The organism is Streptomyces sp. DH10 (assembly GCF_029813805.1).
Taxonomy (GTDB): domain Bacteria; phylum Actinomycetota; class Actinomycetes; order Streptomycetales; family Streptomycetaceae; genus Streptomyces; species Streptomyces coeruleofuscus.
In genome coordinates, this window is the sequence record NZ_JARVKU010000017.1 from 94,962 (window position 1) to 113,094 (window position 18,133).

Consider the following 18,133-nt stretch of genomic DNA (forward strand, 5'->3'; position numbering starts at 1 on the left):
GTCCTTCTTGTCTTCCGAGCACCTTCTGGAAGTACTGAACCCCGCGACCGAGGAGGTCGTCGCCGCCGTCGCCGGGGCGAGTCCGGCCGACGTCGACGCGGCCGTCACCCACGCCGCCAGGGCACAGCGCATCTGGGCCGCCCTCGCGCCCGGGGACCGCGCCCGGCTACTGCGCCGCTTCGCGGCCACCGTCGACGAGCACCTGGAGGAACTGGCCAGCCTGGAGGTCCGCGAGGCCGGACACACCATCGGCAACGCCCGCTGGGAAGCGGGCAACGTCCGCGACCTGCTGGACTACGCGGCCGGGGGAGTGGAACGGCTCACCGGCCGGCAGATCCCGGTGCCCGGCGGCCTCGACGTCACGATCCTCGAACCGCTCGGCGTCGTCGGCGTGATCGCGCCCTGGAACTTCCCCATGCCGATCGCCGCCTGGGGCACCGCCCCCGCCCTCGCGGCCGGCAACGCGGTCCTCCTCAAGCCCGCCGAGACCACCCCGCTCACCGCGCTGCGCCTCGCCGAACTCGCCCTGGAGGCCGGGCTCCCGGAGCACCTCTTCCAGGTCCTGCCCGGACGAGGTGACATCACGGGAGACGCTCTGGTCCGGCACCCCGGCGTCGCAAAGATCGTCTTCACCGGCTCCACCCGGACCGGGACGCGCGTCGCGGCCCTCGGCGCCGAGCAGGTCAAGCCCGTCACCCTCGAACTGGGCGGCAAGAGCCCCAACATCGTCTTCGCCGACGCCGACCTCAAAACGGCCGTCGACCCCTTCTCCTTCCTGGACAACTCCGGCCAGGACTGCTGCGCCCGCACTCGCATCCTGGTCCAGGAGACGGTGTACGACGAGGTCCGCGAGCTGCTCGCCGAGACGCTGGCCGCCGTGGTGGTGGGCGACCCGGCCGACGAGAAGACCCAGATGGGCCCGCTCATCTCCCGGCAGCAGCTCGACCGCGTCCGGGGCTTCGTGCCCGACGACTCCCCGGCCCTGCGCGGCAGCGCACCCGAGGGGCCCGGCTTCTGGTTCCCGCCGACCGTGCTCACCGGGGAGCGGCCCGACTCGGCGGCGGCCCGCGAGGAGATCTTCGGCCCGGTCGCCGTCCTGCTGCCCTTCACCGACGAGGCCGACGCGATCCGGCTCGCCAACGACACCCCGTACGGCCTCTCCGGCTCCATCTGGACCCGGGACGTCGGCCGTGCCCTGCGCGTCTCCCAGGCCGTCCGCGCCGGCAACCTGTCCGTCAACTCCCACGCCAGTGTCCGCTACTGGACCCCGTTCGGCGGCTACAAGCAGTCGGGCGTCGGCCGCGAGCTCGGCCCCGAGGCCCTGGCCGCCTTCACCGAAACCAAGAACGTCTTCATCAGTACGGAGGGCCCCGCACAGTGACCGCTCAGGAAAGCATCTGCCGCCGGCTGGTCGGCCGTACCGCCGTCGTCACCGGAGCCGGCAGCGGCATCGGTCTCGCCGCCGCCCGCCGCCTCGCCTCCGAGGGCGCGCACGTCGTCTGCGGCGACGTCGACGAGGTCCGCGGCAAGGCGGCCGCGGAGGAGACCGGCGGCACCTTCGTGAAGGTGGACGTCACCGACCCCGAGCAGGTCGAGGCCCTCTTCAAGACCGCCCACGACACGTACGGCAGCGTCGACATCGCCTTCAACAACGCCGGCATCTCCCCGCCCGACGACGACTCCATCCTGGAGACCGGCCTGGAGGCCTGGAAGCGCGTCCAGGAGGTCAACCTCACCTCCGTCTACCTCTGCTGCAAGGCCGCCATCCCGTACATGCGGCGCCAGGGCAGGGGCTCGATCATCAACACGGCGTCCTTCGTGGCGAGGATGGGCGCCGCCACCAGCCAGATCTCGTACACGGCCTCCAAGGGCGGCGTCCTCGCCATGTCCCGTGAACTGGGCGTGCAGTTCGCCCGGGAGGGCATCCGGGTCAACGCCCTGTGCCCCGGCCCGGTCAACACCCCGCTCCTCCAGGAGCTGTTCGCCACGGACCCGGAGCGCGCCGCGCGCCGCCTGGTGCACATCCCGCTGGGCCGGTTCGCCGAGGCCGAGGAGATCGCCGCCGCCGTGGCCTTCCTCGCCAGCGACGACTCCTCCTTCGTGAACGCCACCGACTTCCTGGTCGACGGCGGGATCGCGGGGGCGTACGTCACACCCCTGTAAGCCCGTGCCCGGCGGGCCCGGGTCGCGCCCTACAGTGCCGGGATGAGCATGACGCCACCGCCCGGCTGGTATCCCGACCCGCACGGCCCCCATCTGGAACGCTGGTGGGACGGCACGGCCTGGACCGAGCACCGCCGTGCGCCCGGTGCCCCCGCGGGCCCGGTGCCCCCCCCCCCGGGCGGCGGCACCGGGCCCGCGAAGGCCGTCGCCCTCATCGCCGCCGGGGCCGTCCTCGTCGCGGCGATCGTCACCGGAGCCGTCGTGCTGGGCGAGGACGGCGACGGCACCGAGACCAGGACGGCCCCGACATCCGCGCCCCCGGCCACGACCGGCCGACCGGAGCCGACTCCCGAGGAGTCCACGTCCGAGCCGTCCGCCGACGACCCGGCCGTCGTCGAGGACCAGCTCAACGGCGTCACCTTCCCGCTGCTCGACGGCTGGGTCCGGCCGCAGTACGTGGCCCAGGACGACGTCGTCATGACGACCGACGGCACCTATGACTGCCCCGGTGGCGTCGGCCTGTGCCGCCACGGCATGGTCTTCTCCCGCACGGTGACCGAGAACGACGAGAAGTCCCCCGAGGCCCTCGCCAAGGCGGACATCAAGGACGCCGCCGACGAGGCCTACGACCGCGACCAACTGGGCCGTGAGCTCCACGGGGGCATCGAGTCGCACCAGGTCGTCAGGTCCGGGCCGGTCGCGGTGGCCGGCCGCGCCGGGTACCTCGTGCGCTGGCGCGTGCGGACCGCCAAGGGGCCGGGCGGATACGTCCAGTCGCTCGTCTTCCCGTCCAGCGTCGGCACCGAGTCGCCCGTCCTCGTCCGCTACGTCTTCGACGCGGGCGAGGACGGACCGCCGCTCGCCGACATGGACCGCATCACCAAGGGCATCCGGCCGTTCGGCGACGCGGACACGGGCGGCGGCGGCGTGGGCAGCAGCATCGGCCCGCCGGAGTGAACGCGGCCGACCGGTACGGACCGTGGGCCGGCTACAGGAACGTGTGGCCCTCGCCGCGGTACGTCGGCACGCTCGCCGTCACCGCGTCCCCCTCGACCAGATGCAGCGTGTCGAACCGCTCGCACAGCTCACCGGCCTTCGCGTGCCGGAACCACACCTTGTCACCGATCAGCAGGTCGTCGGCGGGCGAGCCCAGCAGCGGCGTCTGCACCTCGCCGGCCCCCTCCTGAGGGTCGTAGCGCAGCCCCTCCGGCAGATACGGCACGGGCAGCCGGTCGGGCCCGGCCGCGCCGGAGGCGGGGTACCCGCCGCCGAGGACCGTCACGACCCCGACGCCCGGCCGTCGTACGACGGGCTGGGCGAAGAGGGCCGCCGGACGGCCGCTGAACGACGTGTAGTTGTCGAACAGCCGCGGCACGTACAGCCCCGACCCGGCGCCGATCTCGGTCACCGCGTCCTCGGCCGCCGTGTGCTGCACCGAGCCGGTGCCGCCGCCGTTGACGAACTCGAGACCCGGTACGACGGCCCGCACCGCGCGCACCACCTCCGCACGCCGCTCGGCGAGTTCACGCTTGGCGGCGGCCTGCATCAGCCGGACGGCACGGGACCGCAGCGGCCGTCCCGCCACCGCGTCCCCGACACCGGCGACGTGCCCCTCGTACGCCATGATCCCCACGACCTCGAAGCCCGGCCGGCGGGCCACGGCCCGGGCCACGTCGGCGACCTGGGCGGGGGAGTGCAGCGGCGAACGCCGGGCCCCGACCCGCACCCGCCCGCCGAGCAGCTTCAGAGAGGTGTCCAACTCCAGGCAGACGCGCACGACTTCACGGCCACCACCGCGCGACGCGTCGATCAGGTCGAGCTGGGCGACGTCGTCGACCATCACGGTCACGGCGGCGGCGAGCTTGGGATCACCGGCGAGTTCGGCGTACGCGGCCCGGTCGGCGGACGGGTAGGCGAGCAGCACGTCCTCGAACCCCGAACGGGCCAGCCACAGCGACTCGGCGAGGGTGAACGACATGATCCCCGCGAAACCGTCCCGGGCCAGGACGCGTTCCAGCAGTGCCCGGCACCGCACGGACTTGCTGGCGACCCGGATGGGCTTGCCGCCGGCGCGACGGACCAGATCGGCGGCGTTGGCGTCGAAGGCGTCCAGGTCCACGATCGCGAGTGGGGCGTCGAGATGGGCGGTGACCCGGTCGTAACGGGCCCGGTCGGAGGCGCGCGCAGTCATGAGCGCAGCCTGCCAGACAGGATTACCGCAGGGTAGGGGGACGTTCCGGGCAGATGCCCCGGGCTCGCGGACTGGTTCCCGTTCGCGCAGGAACAAGCCGTAGAGTGACGCGCACGTACGGCGGAGCGACGCCGGCCGGACTTCGCGCTGGGATGACGCTCCATCCGTACGGGTATGTGTGCCCGGGACGACTCAGTGCCGGGCCTCGGGCAGGACGACACGGCCCGCGCATTTACGCAGCGGCCCGGGTACGAGGAAACGGGGGGTGCATGAGCACGGAAGCGCGGCGTGCCTCTTTCCCCCCGCGTCCCAGCACTCCGCCCCGCCCCCCGGCCCCGCCCGAGGACGCCCGGACGGCATCGTCCGGCGCGGCGGCCACGGGTGACAACCCGTCGGGTGAGGACGAGCGGGGGCGCTCCGGCGTGCGTGGGCCGAGTGCGGGGACGCGGCGCCCCTCGCCGCAGGGGGACACGGACTCGTCAGGCTCTGCCGCCGCCGGGCAGGAAACGGCTGCTCGCGGTGGTGCCTCGGCCTCCGGTGGGTCCGACGGCTCGAACGGCCGCCCCCGTTTCCCCAGCTTCGGCGACACGCCGGCCCGGCGTAGCGAGCCCACCGCACCCCGTCGTACCGAGCCCGCCACACCCCGTCGTACCGAGCCCGCTCCGCCCCCGCCCCGCGCCTCCGACCGTTTCCCGGACACACAGCCCGGCGTCGGCCGTGTGACCCGACCCGAGTCGAACAGGCCGTCCGCCCCGCCCGACGCACCTCCGCGGCCGCGTCACCTCCCCACGCCGGGCTCGCCCGGCCGCCCGGGGTACGCCCCTGCGTCACGCCGTACCGGCGCTCCCTCCGAAAACTCCTCGGAGACGACCGCACGCCTGCGACCGGTTCCCGCCGACCCGTCACCCTCCCAGCGAGCCGAGCGCCCGTCCCCCGAGCCCGCTGAATCCTTCGGCCGCCCCGGTCCCGCGCGGCCCGGGATTCCGCCCCGCCCCTCGCGGGAGCCGCAGGCCGGTGCCGGTGCCGACACCGGTGCCACCACCGGGCGTGGCATGCGCATGCCTTCGGCACCCCTCCACCGGCCCGCCAACGCCTCCCCGGACCCGTCCCTCTCCTGGAGCGCCCCCCTGACCCCCGGTCCCGCTCCCGCCGGCACACGACCCGTCGTGTCGTTCGGGGAGCCCGAGGGATACGACGCCGACGCGCGGCCCCGGCCGCTCGGGCGGCGCGGGGCGTCCCAGGCCGCCGCTGCCGCCGTCTGTCTCGTGCTCGGACTGGGGCTCATCTCGGGCGCGGTCACCGGGAGCTGGCTCGTCGGGGACTCCGGGCAGGAGGGCTCGCGCACCACCTTCACCGCGGCCGGCAGCCTCTGGCACAGCGTTCCCGTCGACCAGCTGTTCCCGCCCACCGTGCAGGGCCAGGGCGCCGGCCCCGGCGGTGCCGACCGCACCTGGACCCGTATCGCCGTCGCCCCGGACAGCGGCTGCAAGGACGCCTTCGACCCCCTGCTGCGCAAGGCCCTCGCTCCCGTCGGCTGCGAGCGGCTCCTGCGGGCCACCTACACCGACGCGACCGAGAGCTACGTGACCACCGTCGGCCTGCTCTTCACCAAGGCCGACGCCGCGGGCATGACCTCCCTCGCGAACCGTTTCCGCAAGGAGCGCCTGGACCGCCGCGGCGACCTGATGCCCCTGCCGTACGCCGCGAAGGACACGCCCGCCGCCGGCTTCGGCGCGCAGCAGCGCGCCGCCTGGACCCTCTCCGTGCTGACCGAGGCCCCGGTCGTCGTCTACGCCGTCTCCGGCTGGGCCGACGGCCGCACCGTCGACGACCCGCAGCCCGCCGAGGACGCCATGGAGTCCGGCGCCACCACCGCCCCCGCCCAGGCCGGCCTCGGCCACGAGGCACAGGGTCTCGCCGACCGCGTCGAACGCGGCCTGCGCAAGAACGTCCGCTCGGCCACGGAGCAGCCGTCGTGAAAGCCGTCATGTCCCGCGCGGGCGGGTTCCTGAGCGTTCTCCTCGCCGCCGGCCTCGTCCTGGTCCCCTCCACCGCCGCCCACGCCGACGGCATCCGCGCCCAGCAGTGGGCCCTGGAGGCCATGCACACACAGGAGGCCTGGCAGACCACCAAGGGCGAGGGCGTCACCGTCGCCGTCCTGGACACCGGCGTCGAGGCCGACCACCCCGACCTGATCGGCAACGTCCTCACCGGTGAGGACCTGGTCGGCTTCGGAGCCGAACCCGGCGACCGCGCCTGGGCCCGGCACGGCACCGCCATGGCCGGCATCATCGCCGGGCACGGACACGGCCCGGGCGATGCCGACGGCGTCCTCGGCATCGCCCCCGAGGCGAAGATCCTCCCCGTCCGCGTGATCCTGGAGGACGGCGACCCCTCCCGCGCCAAGGCCCGCAGCACCCGCGGCAACGCCCTCGCCGAGGGCATCCGCTGGGCCGCCGACCACGGCGCCGACGTCATCAACCTCTCCCTCGGCGACGACTCCGCCTCCGCGCACCCGGAACCCGGCGAGGACCAGGCCATCCAGTACGCCCTGAAGAAGGGCGTGGTCGTCGTCGCCTCCGCCGGCAACGGCGGCGAGAAGGGCGACCGCATCTCCTACCCGGCCGCCTACCCGGGCGTCATAGCCGTGACCGCCGTCGACCGCTCGGGAACCCGCGCCCCCTTCTCCACCCGCCGCTGGTACGCCACCGTCAGCGCCCCCGGTGTCGATGTCGTCATCGCCGACCCCGACCGCAAGTACTACGAGGGCTGGGGCACCAGCGCCGCCGCCGCCTTCGTCTCCGGGGCCGCCGCCCTGGTCAGGGCCGCCCACCCCGATCTGACCCCGGCCCAGATCAAGTCGCTCCTGGAGGACACCGCCCGCAACGCCCCCGCCGGGGGCCGCGACGACTCCCGCGGCTTCGGCTTCGTCGATCCGGCCGCCGCCGTCAAGGCCGCCGACCGGCTGAAGCCCGGGGGCCTCCGTTCGGCGGCGTACGGCGGGAAGTACTTCGGCAGCGGCCCGGACGCCACCGGCTCCGACGACGACACCGCCGACTGGGCCGCTCCCCTCGCGGGCGGCGCCGGCGGCGTCCTGCTGGTCGCGGCCGTGGTCCTGTGGCGCGGCCGTCGCGCCGGCCACGACGACTTCTAGTCACCGGGCACCAGGACCGCCCGCCGAGGCGGCGGCACCCGGCCGATAGGGTCGATGACCGTGGCGAACAAGAACATCCCCGACTCCGGCTTCTCCGACGACGACGGCTCCGCCGACCCCCGGTTGAGCGCGGCACTCGCCGCCTGGTCCGAGGACCGGGGGGCGGTGGGCCCGGTCCTCGACGCCCTCAAGGGCGCCCGGCTGCTCGTCCCCGTCGTGGCCGTGCTCGGCGAGGTCGAGGAGGACGAGCGGGGACTGCGCCGCGAGAAGACCAGCGACATGGCCGTACCGACGCTGAAGGCCGGGAACCGCACCGCCCTCCCCGCCTTCACCTCCACCGACTCCCTCGCCCGCTGGGACCCGGCGGCCCGGCCCGTCGCCGTACCCCTGCACCAGGCCCTCCAGGCCGCCGCGCACGAGAAGGCGGACACGGTCGTGCTCGACCTGGCCGGGCCCGTGCCCTTCGAGCTGACCGGCCCCGCCCTGCTCGCCCTCGCGGAGGGCCGTACGACCACCGACCCGCTCGCCGACCCGGCCGTCGTCGAGGCCGTACGCGCCGCCGTGGCCGCCGAGCCCGCCGTTCTGCGCGCCCACCTGGGGCCCGGCCAGGCCGACGGCACCCTCGCCCTGGTCCTGGACCCGTCCGCCGCCCCCGCCGAAGCGGCCCGGGCGGTCGCCCGGCGGCTCGCGGACGACGAGACACTGAGGGCCCGCCTGGTGCGCGGCCTCGACCTGGCACTGCTGCCGGCCGGGGCGACGCCACCGGGCGAGCCCTTGTACGAACGCTGAGAGCCTGGGCCGTACTAGCCGTAGACCGGGCCCGTGTACTTCTCGCCCGGGCCCTTGCCCGGCTCGTCCGGGACGAGTGACGCCTCGCGGAACGCCAGCTGGAGCGACTTCAGGCCGTCGCGCAGCGGTGCCGCGTGGAACGAGCTGATCTCGGTGGTGGACGCGTCCAGCAGACCGGCCAGCGCGTGCACCAGCTTGCGGGCCTCGTCCAGGTCCTTGTGCGTGTCGCCCTCCTCGGTCAGACCGAGCTTCACCGCGGCGGCGCTCATCAGGTTGACGGCGACCGTCACGATCACCTCGACCGCCGGGACCTCGGCGATGTCGCGGGCCATGGCGTCGAAGTCGGGGGACTCAGGAGGGGTCTCACTCATGCCCCACACGATAGGCGCAGGCGGGGCGTGCGCCGTACCAGGCCCCGGGGCGCCGCAATTAGCCGTTCCTGGCCAATGCTGGTAATCTCGTGTAACGACCGGTCGGACCCGTATGCCTAGCGGCCCGCGAGCCCGACCCACAAGTGGAGGCTTTCGAACTCCCACCTGACCGCCCCCAGGGCGTCGGGTCACCGGTCAGACGGTCCCGTCCCAGCGGCGGCGATCCGTCCGAAAGCGCGCCCCGCGGTTCCCCGCGACGGTGCTCCGGTAGTTCGAGGAGCCCCGCCTGGGAATCGTCCGGGGCATTTTTTGTGCTTCGGCGCGGTTAGGTCTATCGAATAGAGACGTTACGCGGCCGTCCGCCAGACCGTCGCGTGGTGCTACCGAGGAGGATCCATCAGCGCCGAGCCCCGCATCAACGACCGGATTCGCGTTCCCGAGGTGCGACTTGTCGGTCCCAGTGGCGAGCAGGTGGGCATCGTCCCCCTGGCCAAGGCACTGGAGCTTGCGCAGGAGTACGACCTGGACCTGGTCGAGGTCGCGGCGAACGCCCGTCCGCCCGTGTGCAAGCTCATGGACTACGGGAAGTTCAAGTACGAGTCGGCCATGAAGGCCCGTGAGGCGCGCAAGAACCAGGCGCACACGGTCATCAAGGAGATGAAGCTCCGGCCGAAGATCGACCCGCACGACTATGACACCAAGAAGGGTCACGTCGTCCGGTTCCTCAAGCAGGGCGACAAGGTCAAGATCACGATCATGTTCCGTGGTCGCGAGCAGTCCCGGCCCGAGCTGGGCTACCGACTGCTCCAGCGGCTCGCGGAGGACGTCGCAGACCTCGGTTTCGTCGAGTCGAACCCGAAGCAGGACGGCCGAAACATGATCATGGTTCTCGGTCCGCACAAGAAGAAGACCGAGGCGATGGCCGAGGCTCGCCAGGCGCAGGAGGCCCGCAAGGCCGAGGCGAAGGCCAACCCCGGCAAGTCGCAGAACGCCGCTGAGGCCGACCTCGACGAGGACTCCTCCGAGGCTCCGGCCGAGGCGTCCGCCGACGCGTGATCCCGGGGGACGCGAGTCCCCAAGGACGTAACCGATACAAGAGCGACGCTCCACCGTGCCCGGTTTCACGACCGGGCATCGGAGCGCCACCACGAGGAGAGAACGGCGCTATGCCGAAGAACAAGTCGCACAGCGGGTCCAGCAAGCGCTTCAAGATCACCGGCTCCGGCAAGGTGCTCCGCGAGCGTGCCGGCAAGCGCCACCTGCTCGAGCACAAGTCGTCCCGTGTGACGCGTCGCCTCACCGGCAACGCCGAGATGGCCCCGGGCGACGCCAAGAAGATCAAGAAGCTTCTCGGCAAGTGACGTCCCGGCGCGCCAGCGCCGCACGTCAGGACCGGGACCCAATCGATTTCGGGCCGTGTGAAGACCACCGCGGCCCCGCTACAAGGAGTTAACAAGTGGCACGCGTCAAGCGGGCAGTGAACGCCCACAAGAAGCGCCGGGCGATCCTCGAGCAGGCCTCCGGCTACCGCGGTCAGCGTTCGCGCCTGTACCGCAAGGCCAAGGAGCAGGTCACCCACTCGCTGGTCTACAACTACAACGACCGCAAGAAGCGCAAGGGCGACTTCCGTCAGCTGTGGATCCAGCGCATCAACGCCGCTGCCCGCGCGAACGGCATGACCTACAACCGCTTCATCCAGGGTCTGAAGGCCGCGAACATCGAGGTCGACCGCAAGATCCTGGCCGAGCTGGCCGTCAACGACGCCGGCGCCTTCGCCGCGCTCGTCGAGGTCGCCCAGAAGGCGCTGCCGAGCGACGTCAACGCCCCCAAGGCGGCCTGACGCCGGCTCCGAGCCGTGTGACGGAAGGACCCGCAGGCCGCTCGGCCTGCGGGTCCTGCTGTGCAGCCAGCTACTGAGAAAGCGAACGGAATGCCCCCCGCCACCCCCGAGCTCATCTCCCCCCGCTCCCCCCGCGTCGCCGCCGCGCGGCGGCTGGCGAAGCGGAACTTCCGGGGGAAGGAGCGGCTGTTCCTCGCGGAAGGGCCGCAGGCGGTTCGGGAGGCCGCCGGGCACCGGGCCGGGGGCGCGGCCACGCTCGTGGAACTGTTCGCCACGCTGGAAGCCGCCGAGCGGTACGCCGACATCGTGGGGGAGGCCCGGGACGCCGGCGCCCGGGTGCACCTCGCCTCCGAGCAGGTCATCGCCGACATCTCCACCACCGTCACCCCGCAGGGCCTCGTCGGCGTCTGCCGGTTCCTGGACACGCCCTTCGAGGAGGTCCTCGCGGCGCGCCCCCGGCTCGTCGCCCTCCTCGCCAACGTCCGTGACCCCGGCAACGCCGGGACCGTGCTGCGCTGCGCCGACGCCGCCGGTGCCGAGGCCGTCGTCCTGACCGACGCCTCCGTCGACGTGTACAACCCCAAGGCCGTCCGCGCCTCCGTCGGCTCCCTGTTCCACCTGCCCGTCGCCGTCGGCGTCCCCGTGGAGCAGGCGGTCGAAGGGCTGCGGGCCGCCGGTGTCCGGGTCCTCGCCGCCGACGGTGCCGGCGACCGGGACCTCGACGACGAGCTCGACAAGGGCACCATGGGCGGGCCGACCGCCTGGGTCTTCGGCAACGAGGCCTGGGGCCTGCCGGAGGAGACCCGCGCCCTCACGGACGCCGTCGTGCGCGTTCCGATCCACGGGAAGGCCGAGAGCCTGAACCTCGCCACCGCCGCCGCCGTATGTCTCTATGCGTCGGCGCGTGCACAGCGCGCCGCCGGAGGGTGCCGCTCCGTCACCGGGAACTAGTAGGGTGACCAGCTCAGGGACCCCTCTGTGGAGCCTTGGAGGTGGGGTACGGGGATGAGCGTCGGCACGAGCAGCGCACCGGGGGCCCAGGACGCCGGGAGCCCGCCCGCCGCGTCCCGGCCAGCCGGTGATCTCGCCGGCCTCGGCATCGACCCCGACATGCTGCCCGACGGACTCGTCATCGCCGACGAGCAGGGCCGGGTCGTCTGCTTCAACGCCGCCGCCGAGCGCATCACCGCCGTCCGCGCCCAGGACGCCCTCGGGCAGAGCCTGGAGAAGGCCCTGCCATTAGAGGATCTGGAGGGGCGACGCTGGTGGCAGCTGACCGACCCGTACGGCGGTCTGGCGATCCGGGTCGGACAGCCCGAGCGCAACCTCCTCCTCCCCGGCGGCCGTGAGGTGCTGGTCTCCGCGCGCTACGTCCGCACGCGGCCCACCGGGCCCCTGAAGCGCCTGGTCGTCACCCTGCGCGACACCGAGGCCCGCCGCCGCACCGAACGCAGCCACGCCGAGCTGATCGCCACCGTCGCCCACGAGCTGCGCTCCCCGCTCACCTCCGTCAAGGGTTTCACCGCCACCCTGCTGGCCAAGTGGGAACGCTTCACCGACGACCAGAAGCGGCTGATGCTGGAGACCGTCGACGCCGACGCCGACCGGGTCACCCGGCTCATCGCCGAACTGCTCGACATCTCGCGGATCGACTCCGGCCGCCTGGAGGTGCGGCGCCAGCCCGTCGACATCGGCGCCGCCGTCGGACGGCACATCCAGGCCTACGTCGCCGCCGGGCAGCCCGCCGACCGGTTCCTCCTGCGCGTCCAGCAGCCGCTGCCCGCTCTGTGGGCCGACCCCGACAAGATCGACCAGGTGCTCAGCAACCTCCTGGAAAATGCCGTGCGGCACGGTGAGGGAACTGTCACGATCGACGTCACGGCCACGGCGTCCCCCCGCGAGGGCGAGGACATCGGCACGTCGGTCACGGTGAGCGACGAGGGGCCCGGCATCCCGGAGGAGTCCATGAACCGCGTCTTCACCCGCTTCTGGCGGGGCAGCAAGCGCGGCGGCACGGGCCTCGGGCTCTACATCGTCAAGGGCATCGTCGAAGCCCACGGCGGCACCATCACGGTCGGCCGCGCGCCGGGCGCCGGTGCCGAGTTCCGATTTACGTTGCCCGTGGCGGCTCCGGCGTATCTCGCCTGAGGACCACGGGCGCATTCGTATACCTCCACCCCGTTAGACTCGGCCATTGGCACCTTTGTGTCCCGCAGACGGCCATCGGAGTCGGTGACGGGGACCTTCAGCCAGCCAATCGGAAGCACGGGAAGAGATGTCGGCACCGAATAAGTCGTACGACCCTGTAGAGGTCGAGGCGTTGAAACCGGAAGAGATCGAGCGCATGCGGGACGAGGCGCTCGCCGCCTTCGCCGCCGCGGACTCCCTCGACGCGCTCCACGAGGCCAAGGTCGCCCACACCGGCCCCGCCTCCCCGCTGGCCCTCGCCAACCGCGAGATCGGCGCCCTGCCCCCGCACGCCAAGGCCGACGCCGGCAAGCGCGTCGGGCAGGCCCGCGGCGCCGTGAACAAGGGCCTCGCCGCCCGCCAGACGGAACTGGAGGCCGAGCGGGACGCCCGTGTGCTGGTCGAGGAGGCGGTGGACGTCACGCTGCCCTACGACCGCGTACCGGCCGGCGCCCGGCACCCGCTCACCACCATGATGGAGCGGGTCGCGGACGTCTTCGTGGCCATGGGCTACGAGATCGCCGAAGGCCCGGAGGCCGAGGCGGAGTGGTTCAACTTCGACGCCCTCAACTTCCTGCCCGACCACCCGGCCCGGCAGATGCAGGACACGTTCTTCGTGCAGGGCCCCAAGGGCACCGAGGAGTCCGGGTCCGGCGTCGTCCTGCGCACCCACACCTCCCCGGTGCAGGCCCGCGCCCTGCTCGACCGTGAGCTGCCGGTCTACATCGTCTGCCCCGGCCGGGTGTTCCGCACCGACGAGCTGGACGCCACGCACACGCCCGTCTTCCACCAGATCGAGCTGCTCGCGATCGACGAGGGCCTGACCATGGCGGACCTCAAGGGCACCCTGGACCACATGGTCCAGTCCCTGTTCGGCGAGGACATGAAGACCCGGCTGCGGCCGAACTACTTCCCGTTCACCGAGCCGAGCGCCGAGATGGACATGCTCTGCTACGTCTGCAAGGGCGAGTCCATCGGCAACCCCGACCGGCCCTGCCGCACCTGCTCGTCCGAGGGCTGGATCGAGCTCGGCGGCTGCGGCATGGTCAACCCGCGGGTGCTCACCGCCTGCGGCGTCGACCCCGAGAAGTACAGCGGCTTCGCCTTCGGGTTCGGCATCGAGCGGATGCTGATGTTCCGCCACAACGTCGAGGACATGCGAGACATGGTCGAGGGTGACGTCCGGTTCACCCGGCCGTTCGGGATGGAGATCTGATGCGGGTCCCGCTTTCTTGGCTGCGGGAGTACGTCGACCTGCCGGCGACGGAGACCGGCCGAGACGTCCAGGCCAAGCTCATTTCGGCAGGTCTGGAGGTCGAGACCGTCGAGCAGCTCGGCGCCGACCTCAAGGGCCCCCTGGTGGTCGGCCAGGTGGCGACCATCGAGGAGCTGACGGAGTTCAAGAAGCCGATCCGCTTCTGCACCGTCGACGTCGGCCAGGCCAACGGCACCGGTGAGCCCCAGGAGATCGTCTGCGGCGCCCGCAACTTCGCCGTCGGCGACAAGGTCGTCGTGGCCCTGCCCGGCGCCGTCCTGCCCGGTGACTTCCAGATCGCCGAGCGCAAGACCTACGGCAAGATGTCCCGCGGCATGATCTGCTCCAGCGACGAGCTGAACATGGGCGACGACGGCACCAAGGGCATCATCGTGCTGCCGCCGGAGACCGAGGTCGGCAAGGACGCGGTCGAGCTGCTGGAGCTGGTCGACGAGGTCCTCGACATCGCCGTCACGCCCGACCGCGGCTACTGCCTGTCCATCCGCGGCGTCGCCCGTGAGACCGCCATCGCCTACGGCCTGCCGCTGCGCGACCCGGCCCTGCTCGACGTGCCCGCCCCGAACGCGTACGGCTACCCGGTGCGGATCTCCGACCCCACCGGCTGCGACCGCTTCACGGCCCGCACGGTGACCGGCCTGAGCGCCGAGGCCCGCTCGCCGATCTGGCTCCAGCGCCGGCTCCAGAAGGTCGGCATGCGCCCGATCTCGCTCGCCGTCGACGTCACCAACTACGTGATGATGGAGCTCGGCCAGCCGCTGCACGCCTACGACCGCGGCCTGGTCCAGGGCACCATCGGCGTCCGCCGGGCCGAGCCGGGCGAGAAGCTCACCACCCTCGACGGCGTCGAGCGCACGCTGGACGCCGAGGACCTGCTGATCACCGACGACCGCGGCCCCATCGGGCTCGCCGGCGTCATGGGCGGCGCCAACACGGAGATCGCCGACCACGACAACGTGGAGAACGCCACGGCGGACGTCGTCATCGAGGCCGCGCACTTCGACGCGGTGTCGATCGCGCGCACGGCCCGCCGGCACAAGCTGTCCTCCGAGGCGTCCCGGCGCTTCGAGCGCGGCGTCGACCCGCAGGCCGCCGCTGCCGCCGCGCAGCGCACGGTCGACCTGCTGGTCCTCCTCGCGGGCGGCACCGCCGAGGCCGGCGTCACCGAGGTCCTCGCGCCGACCGCGCCGCGCACCATCAGCATCCCGGCGGACCACCCGGACAAGGTCGCCGGTGTCGCGTACGGCCGGGAGACCGTCGTACGGCGGCTCCAGGAGATCGGCTGCGACGTGTACGGGCAGGACGAGCTGATCGTCACCGTGCCGTCCTGGCGCCCCGACCTCACCGACCCGAACGACCTGGCCGAAGAGGTCATCCGCCTGGAGGGCTACGAGAACCTGCCCTCCACGCTGCCCAAGCCGCCGGCCGGCCGTGGCCTGACGCACCGGCAGCGGCTGCACCGCCGCGTCGGCCGGGCCCTGGCCGGTGCCGGATACGTCGAGGCGCTGAACTACCCGTTCATCGGCGAGCAGGTCTTCGACCAGCTCGGCCTCGAGGAGGGCGACCCGGCCCGCCGCGTCGTCAAGCTCAGCAACCCGCTGAGCGACGAGGAGCCCGCGCTGCGCACGACGCTGCTGCCCGGCCTGCTGGCCGCCCTGCGGCGCAACGACGGCCGGGGCTCGCACGACCTCGCGCTGTTCGAGACCGGTCTGGTCTTCAAGCCGCGCGAGGAACAGCGGATCGCCGCGGTACTGCCCGTCGACCGCCGCCCGACCGACGAGGAGCTCGCCGAGCTGAACGCCGCGCTGCCCGAGCAGCCGCGGCACGCCGCCGTCGTCCTCGCCGGTGCCCGCGAGCAGGCCGGCTGGTGGGGCAAGGGCCGCCCGGCCGACTGGGCCGACGCGGTCGAGGCGGCGCGTTCCGTCGCCCATGAGGCGGGCGCCGAGCTCGTCATCCGCAAGGGGCAGTACGGGCCGTGGCACCCCGGGCGGTGCGCCGAGCTGGCGATCACCGTGAACGGTGCCGAGCGGATCGTGGGCCACGCGGGCGAGCTGCACCCGCGCGTGGTGAAGGCGCTGGGGCTGCCGGCGCGTACCTGTGCGATGGAGATCGACCTGGACGCGGTGGAGTCGGCCGGTGAGGCCACGGTGAAGGCGCCGCGGATCTCCACGTTCCCGGTCGCCACGCAGGACGTCGCCCTGGTCGTCGACGCGGTGGTTCCGGCGGCGGAGGTCGAGGAGGCCCTGCGTGCCGGCGCCGGGGAACTGCTGGAGTCCATCCGGTTGTTCGATGTGTACGAGAACGCCGAGCAGTTGGGCGAGGGGCGGAAGTCGCTCGCGTACGCGCTGCGGTTCCGGGCGGCTGACCGGACGCTGACGGTGGATGAGGCGTCGGCGGCCCGGGACGCGGCGGTTGCCCTTGCGGGTGAACGCGTAGGGGCCGAGTTGCGGAGCTAGCGCCGTGGGGGACTGCGCTGCATAGCCGGCTGCGGCTCGGTGGTGGCTGGTCGCGCAGTTCCCCTGCCCCTACCGGGCGGGGCCGGCGGTGCCGTCCGCCCCGCCACGGTGTGTCGGGCAGGCGGCTGGGCGGACGGCGGAAGCGGGCCGCCGCACTGTACGAGGGGGAGCCGGCGGCCCGGCCGGCCTCTTTCGAGGCATTTCAGTCAACCGGGCGGCGACTGTGAGCGACAGTGCGCGCACTGTGCGGATTCGAGCACTCCGTTCACACCCCGTGTGAAGGCGGAGCCACTAATCTGGCCGCACCGAGCCACCGGGGGGCCCACATGCAGCCCAACACTCTGCTCGACGCGATCCTGGACGAGGCCGGGATCTCGCACGCGGGGCTGGCCGCACATGTCAACCAGGCGGGACGGGCGCGCGGCCTGTCCCTGAGGTACGAACACACCGCCGTCGCCCGGTGGTTGAAGGGGCAGCGTCCCCGGGGCCAGGTGCCCGACCTGATCTGCGAGGTGCTCGCCGCCCGGCTGCGGCGGCAGGTCACCCTGGACGACATCGGCCTGGGCGTGCCCGGTGAACCGTCCGCCCCGCACACCGGCTCGCTGTCCGGCTTCGTCGAGCGGGCCACCGCCCTGTGGCGCTCCGACCAGCAGCAGCGCCCGCACATCCTGGGCGCGCCCGCGCTCACCGGCACGCCCGCCGTCATGCCGGTGTGGGAGTGGGAGAACCCGCCCGAGGACGTGGACGTCTCGCGCGGCGGCAGACACCGGGTGACCCCGGGCGACCTCGACATGCTGCGGGCCGCCCGCACGCACTACGAGCAGCTGTACCGCAAGGCCGGTGGCATCGCGACGCGGGCGCGCATCGTCGGCTTCCTCAACGCCGAGGCGGCGCCGCTGCTGCGCGGCAGCTACACCGACGAGACGGGGCGACAACTGCACCGGGCGACGGGCGGGTTGGTGGCCGTCGCCGGGATCTGCGCCTACGACTCCGACGCGCACGGCCTCGCGCAGCGCTACTTCCACCAGGCCCTGCGGCTCGCCAAGGCCAGCGGCGACCGGGGGCTCGGCGCCTACATCATCGCGCTGCTGGTCAACCAGTCGCTGTTCATGCGGGAGTACCGGCAGGCCGTCGCCTTCGCGGAGGCCGCGCTGCGGGCCGCCGGCAAGCAGATCACCCCGGCGCTCGCCTCCGACCTGTACGCGATGCAGGCCAAGGCGTACGCGCATCTCGGCGACGGCACGAGCGCCCTGTCCCGCATCCGGCGGGCCGAGCAGGCCGCCGAGCGCATCCGGCGTGGCTACGAGCCCGACGAGACCGGCTATGTCCAGCCGGGGCTGGTCAACGTCCAGGTGGCGGAGGCGCTGCTGAGCCTCGGGGAGATCGCGGCCGCGGGGGAGCATGCCGCCGCCGCCGTCGACAACCCGGCGCACGACCGCGGCCGGGTGCACCGGCTGGCCATGCTCAGCACGATCGAGCTGCGTCAGGGCAACGCGGACAAGGCCGTGGCCATCGCCGTGCAGATGGCCGAGCAGGCCCGCGGCATGGAGTCCCAGCGGCTGCGCGACCGTTTGCGCGCGGTGCGGGAGCACCTGGTGCGCAGCGGCTGCTCGGGCACCGCCGAGGCCGCCGAACTCATCGACGGGGCCCTGCGCGTACCGTTGTAGACCCCGGGCGCCGCCGCCCGTGTCATCCCGAGCGACGTCCTG

Annotated in this window: 16 protein-coding genes; 14 read left to right on the forward strand and 2 right to left on the reverse strand. The window is 73.0% G+C overall.

Annotation, left to right across the window (positions count from 1 at the left end):
- The first annotated feature begins 7 nt into the window (after window positions 1-7).
- The 3 genes from QC385_RS30150 to QC385_RS30160 are packed head-to-tail and all read left to right on the forward strand — an operon-like array spanning window position 8 to window position 3,120.
- Window positions 8-1,381, forward strand: coding sequence for an aldehyde dehydrogenase family protein (locus QC385_RS30150; protein ID WP_279544542.1), 1,374 nt, complete (start codon window positions 8-10; stop codon window positions 1,379-1,381).
- A complete protein-coding gene (locus tag QC385_RS30155; RefSeq protein WP_279544543.1) occupies window positions 1,378-2,163 on the forward strand; it encodes a 3-oxoacyl-ACP reductase in 786 nt (261 codons plus the stop codon). The genes QC385_RS30150 and QC385_RS30155 overlap by 4 nt, the downstream gene beginning before the upstream one ends.
- 48 nt (window positions 2,164-2,211) lie before the next feature.
- Window positions 2,212-3,120 (forward strand): DUF2510 domain-containing protein, encoded by a 909-nt coding sequence (locus QC385_RS30160; RefSeq protein WP_279544635.1) that lies wholly within the window; start codon window positions 2,212-2,214, stop codon window positions 3,118-3,120.
- Window positions 3,121-3,151: 31 nt separating this feature from the next.
- Here QC385_RS30160 and QC385_RS30165 read toward each other — a convergent pair whose 3' ends face one another.
- A complete protein-coding gene (locus QC385_RS30165) occupies window positions 3,152-4,354 on the reverse strand; it encodes an amino acid deaminase/aldolase (protein WP_279544544.1) in 1,203 nt (400 codons plus the stop codon).
- A 1,166-nt stretch (window positions 4,355-5,520) separates the two neighbouring features.
- On the opposite strand from QC385_RS30165, the gene QC385_RS30170 reads away from it, so the two are divergent.
- From QC385_RS30170 to QC385_RS30180, 3 genes are read left to right on the forward strand one after another with little or no spacing between them, the layout of a single operon-like run.
- Window positions 5,521-6,333 carry a hypothetical protein gene (locus QC385_RS30170; protein WP_336621336.1) on the forward strand — a complete coding sequence of 271 codons (813 nt, stop codon included), beginning with the start codon at window positions 5,521-5,523 and terminating at the stop codon, window positions 6,331-6,333.
- 8 nt (window positions 6,334-6,341) lie between these two features.
- Window positions 6,342-7,508, forward strand: coding sequence for a type VII secretion-associated serine protease mycosin (mycP, locus tag QC385_RS30175; RefSeq protein ID WP_279544636.1), 1,167 nt, complete (start codon window positions 6,342-6,344; stop codon window positions 7,506-7,508).
- Between the two features lie 60 nt (window positions 7,509-7,568).
- The gene (locus QC385_RS30180; protein ID WP_086855448.1) at window positions 7,569-8,297 is read left to right on the forward strand and encodes an SseB family protein; all 729 of its coding nucleotides are present in this window, start codon (window positions 7,569-7,571) and stop codon (window positions 8,295-8,297) included.
- 14 nt (window positions 8,298-8,311) lie between these two features.
- On the opposite strand, the gene QC385_RS30185 is transcribed toward QC385_RS30180, so the two are convergent.
- On the reverse strand, window positions 8,312-8,668 hold the full coding sequence (locus QC385_RS30185) for a DUF1844 domain-containing protein (protein ID WP_086855445.1): 357 nt from the start codon (window positions 8,666-8,668) through the stop codon (window positions 8,312-8,314).
- A gap of 396 nt (window positions 8,669-9,064) precedes the next feature.
- Here QC385_RS30185 and infC point away from each other — a divergent pair, with 396 nt between their 5' ends.
- The 8 genes from infC (at window position 9,065) to QC385_RS30225 (ending at window position 18,091) form a co-directional block, all read left to right on the forward strand.
- Window positions 9,065-9,724: a translation initiation factor IF-3 gene (gene infC, locus QC385_RS30190; RefSeq protein ID WP_279544637.1), complete on the forward strand. Its 660-nt coding sequence runs from the start codon at window positions 9,065-9,067 to the stop codon at window positions 9,722-9,724.
- A 110-nt stretch (window positions 9,725-9,834) separates the two neighbouring features.
- A complete protein-coding gene (gene rpmI, locus QC385_RS30195; RefSeq protein ID WP_059419477.1) occupies window positions 9,835-10,029 on the forward strand; it encodes a 50S ribosomal protein L35 in 195 nt (64 codons plus the stop codon).
- A 95-nt stretch (window positions 10,030-10,124) separates the two neighbouring features.
- Window positions 10,125-10,508, forward strand: a complete 384-nt coding sequence (gene rplT, locus QC385_RS30200) for a 50S ribosomal protein L20 (protein WP_010045263.1) — start codon at window positions 10,125-10,127, stop codon at window positions 10,506-10,508.
- Between the two features lie 90 nt (window positions 10,509-10,598).
- On the forward strand, window positions 10,599-11,459 hold the full coding sequence (locus QC385_RS30205; protein WP_279544546.1) for a TrmH family RNA methyltransferase: 861 nt from the start codon (window positions 10,599-10,601) through the stop codon (window positions 11,457-11,459).
- A gap of 54 nt (window positions 11,460-11,513) precedes the next feature.
- The gene (locus QC385_RS30210; RefSeq protein ID WP_279544547.1) at window positions 11,514-12,656 is read left to right on the forward strand and encodes a sensor histidine kinase; all 1,143 of its coding nucleotides are present in this window, start codon (window positions 11,514-11,516) and stop codon (window positions 12,654-12,656) included.
- Window positions 12,657-12,783: 127 nt separating this feature from the next.
- Complete coding sequence (pheS, locus tag QC385_RS30215) at window positions 12,784-13,911, forward strand: phenylalanine--tRNA ligase subunit alpha (protein ID WP_279544548.1); 1,128 nt, start codon at window positions 12,784-12,786, stop codon at window positions 13,909-13,911.
- On the forward strand, window positions 13,911-16,424 hold the full coding sequence (pheT, locus tag QC385_RS30220) for a phenylalanine--tRNA ligase subunit beta (protein ID WP_279544549.1): 2,514 nt from the start codon (window positions 13,911-13,913) through the stop codon (window positions 16,422-16,424). The genes pheS and pheT overlap by 1 nt, the downstream gene beginning before the upstream one ends.
- A 326-nt stretch (window positions 16,425-16,750) precedes the next feature.
- The gene (locus tag QC385_RS30225) at window positions 16,751-18,091 is read left to right on the forward strand and encodes a transcriptional regulator (RefSeq protein ID WP_279544550.1); all 1,341 of its coding nucleotides are present in this window, start codon (window positions 16,751-16,753) and stop codon (window positions 18,089-18,091) included.
- The last annotated feature ends 42 nt before the right edge of the window (window positions 18,092-18,133 follow it).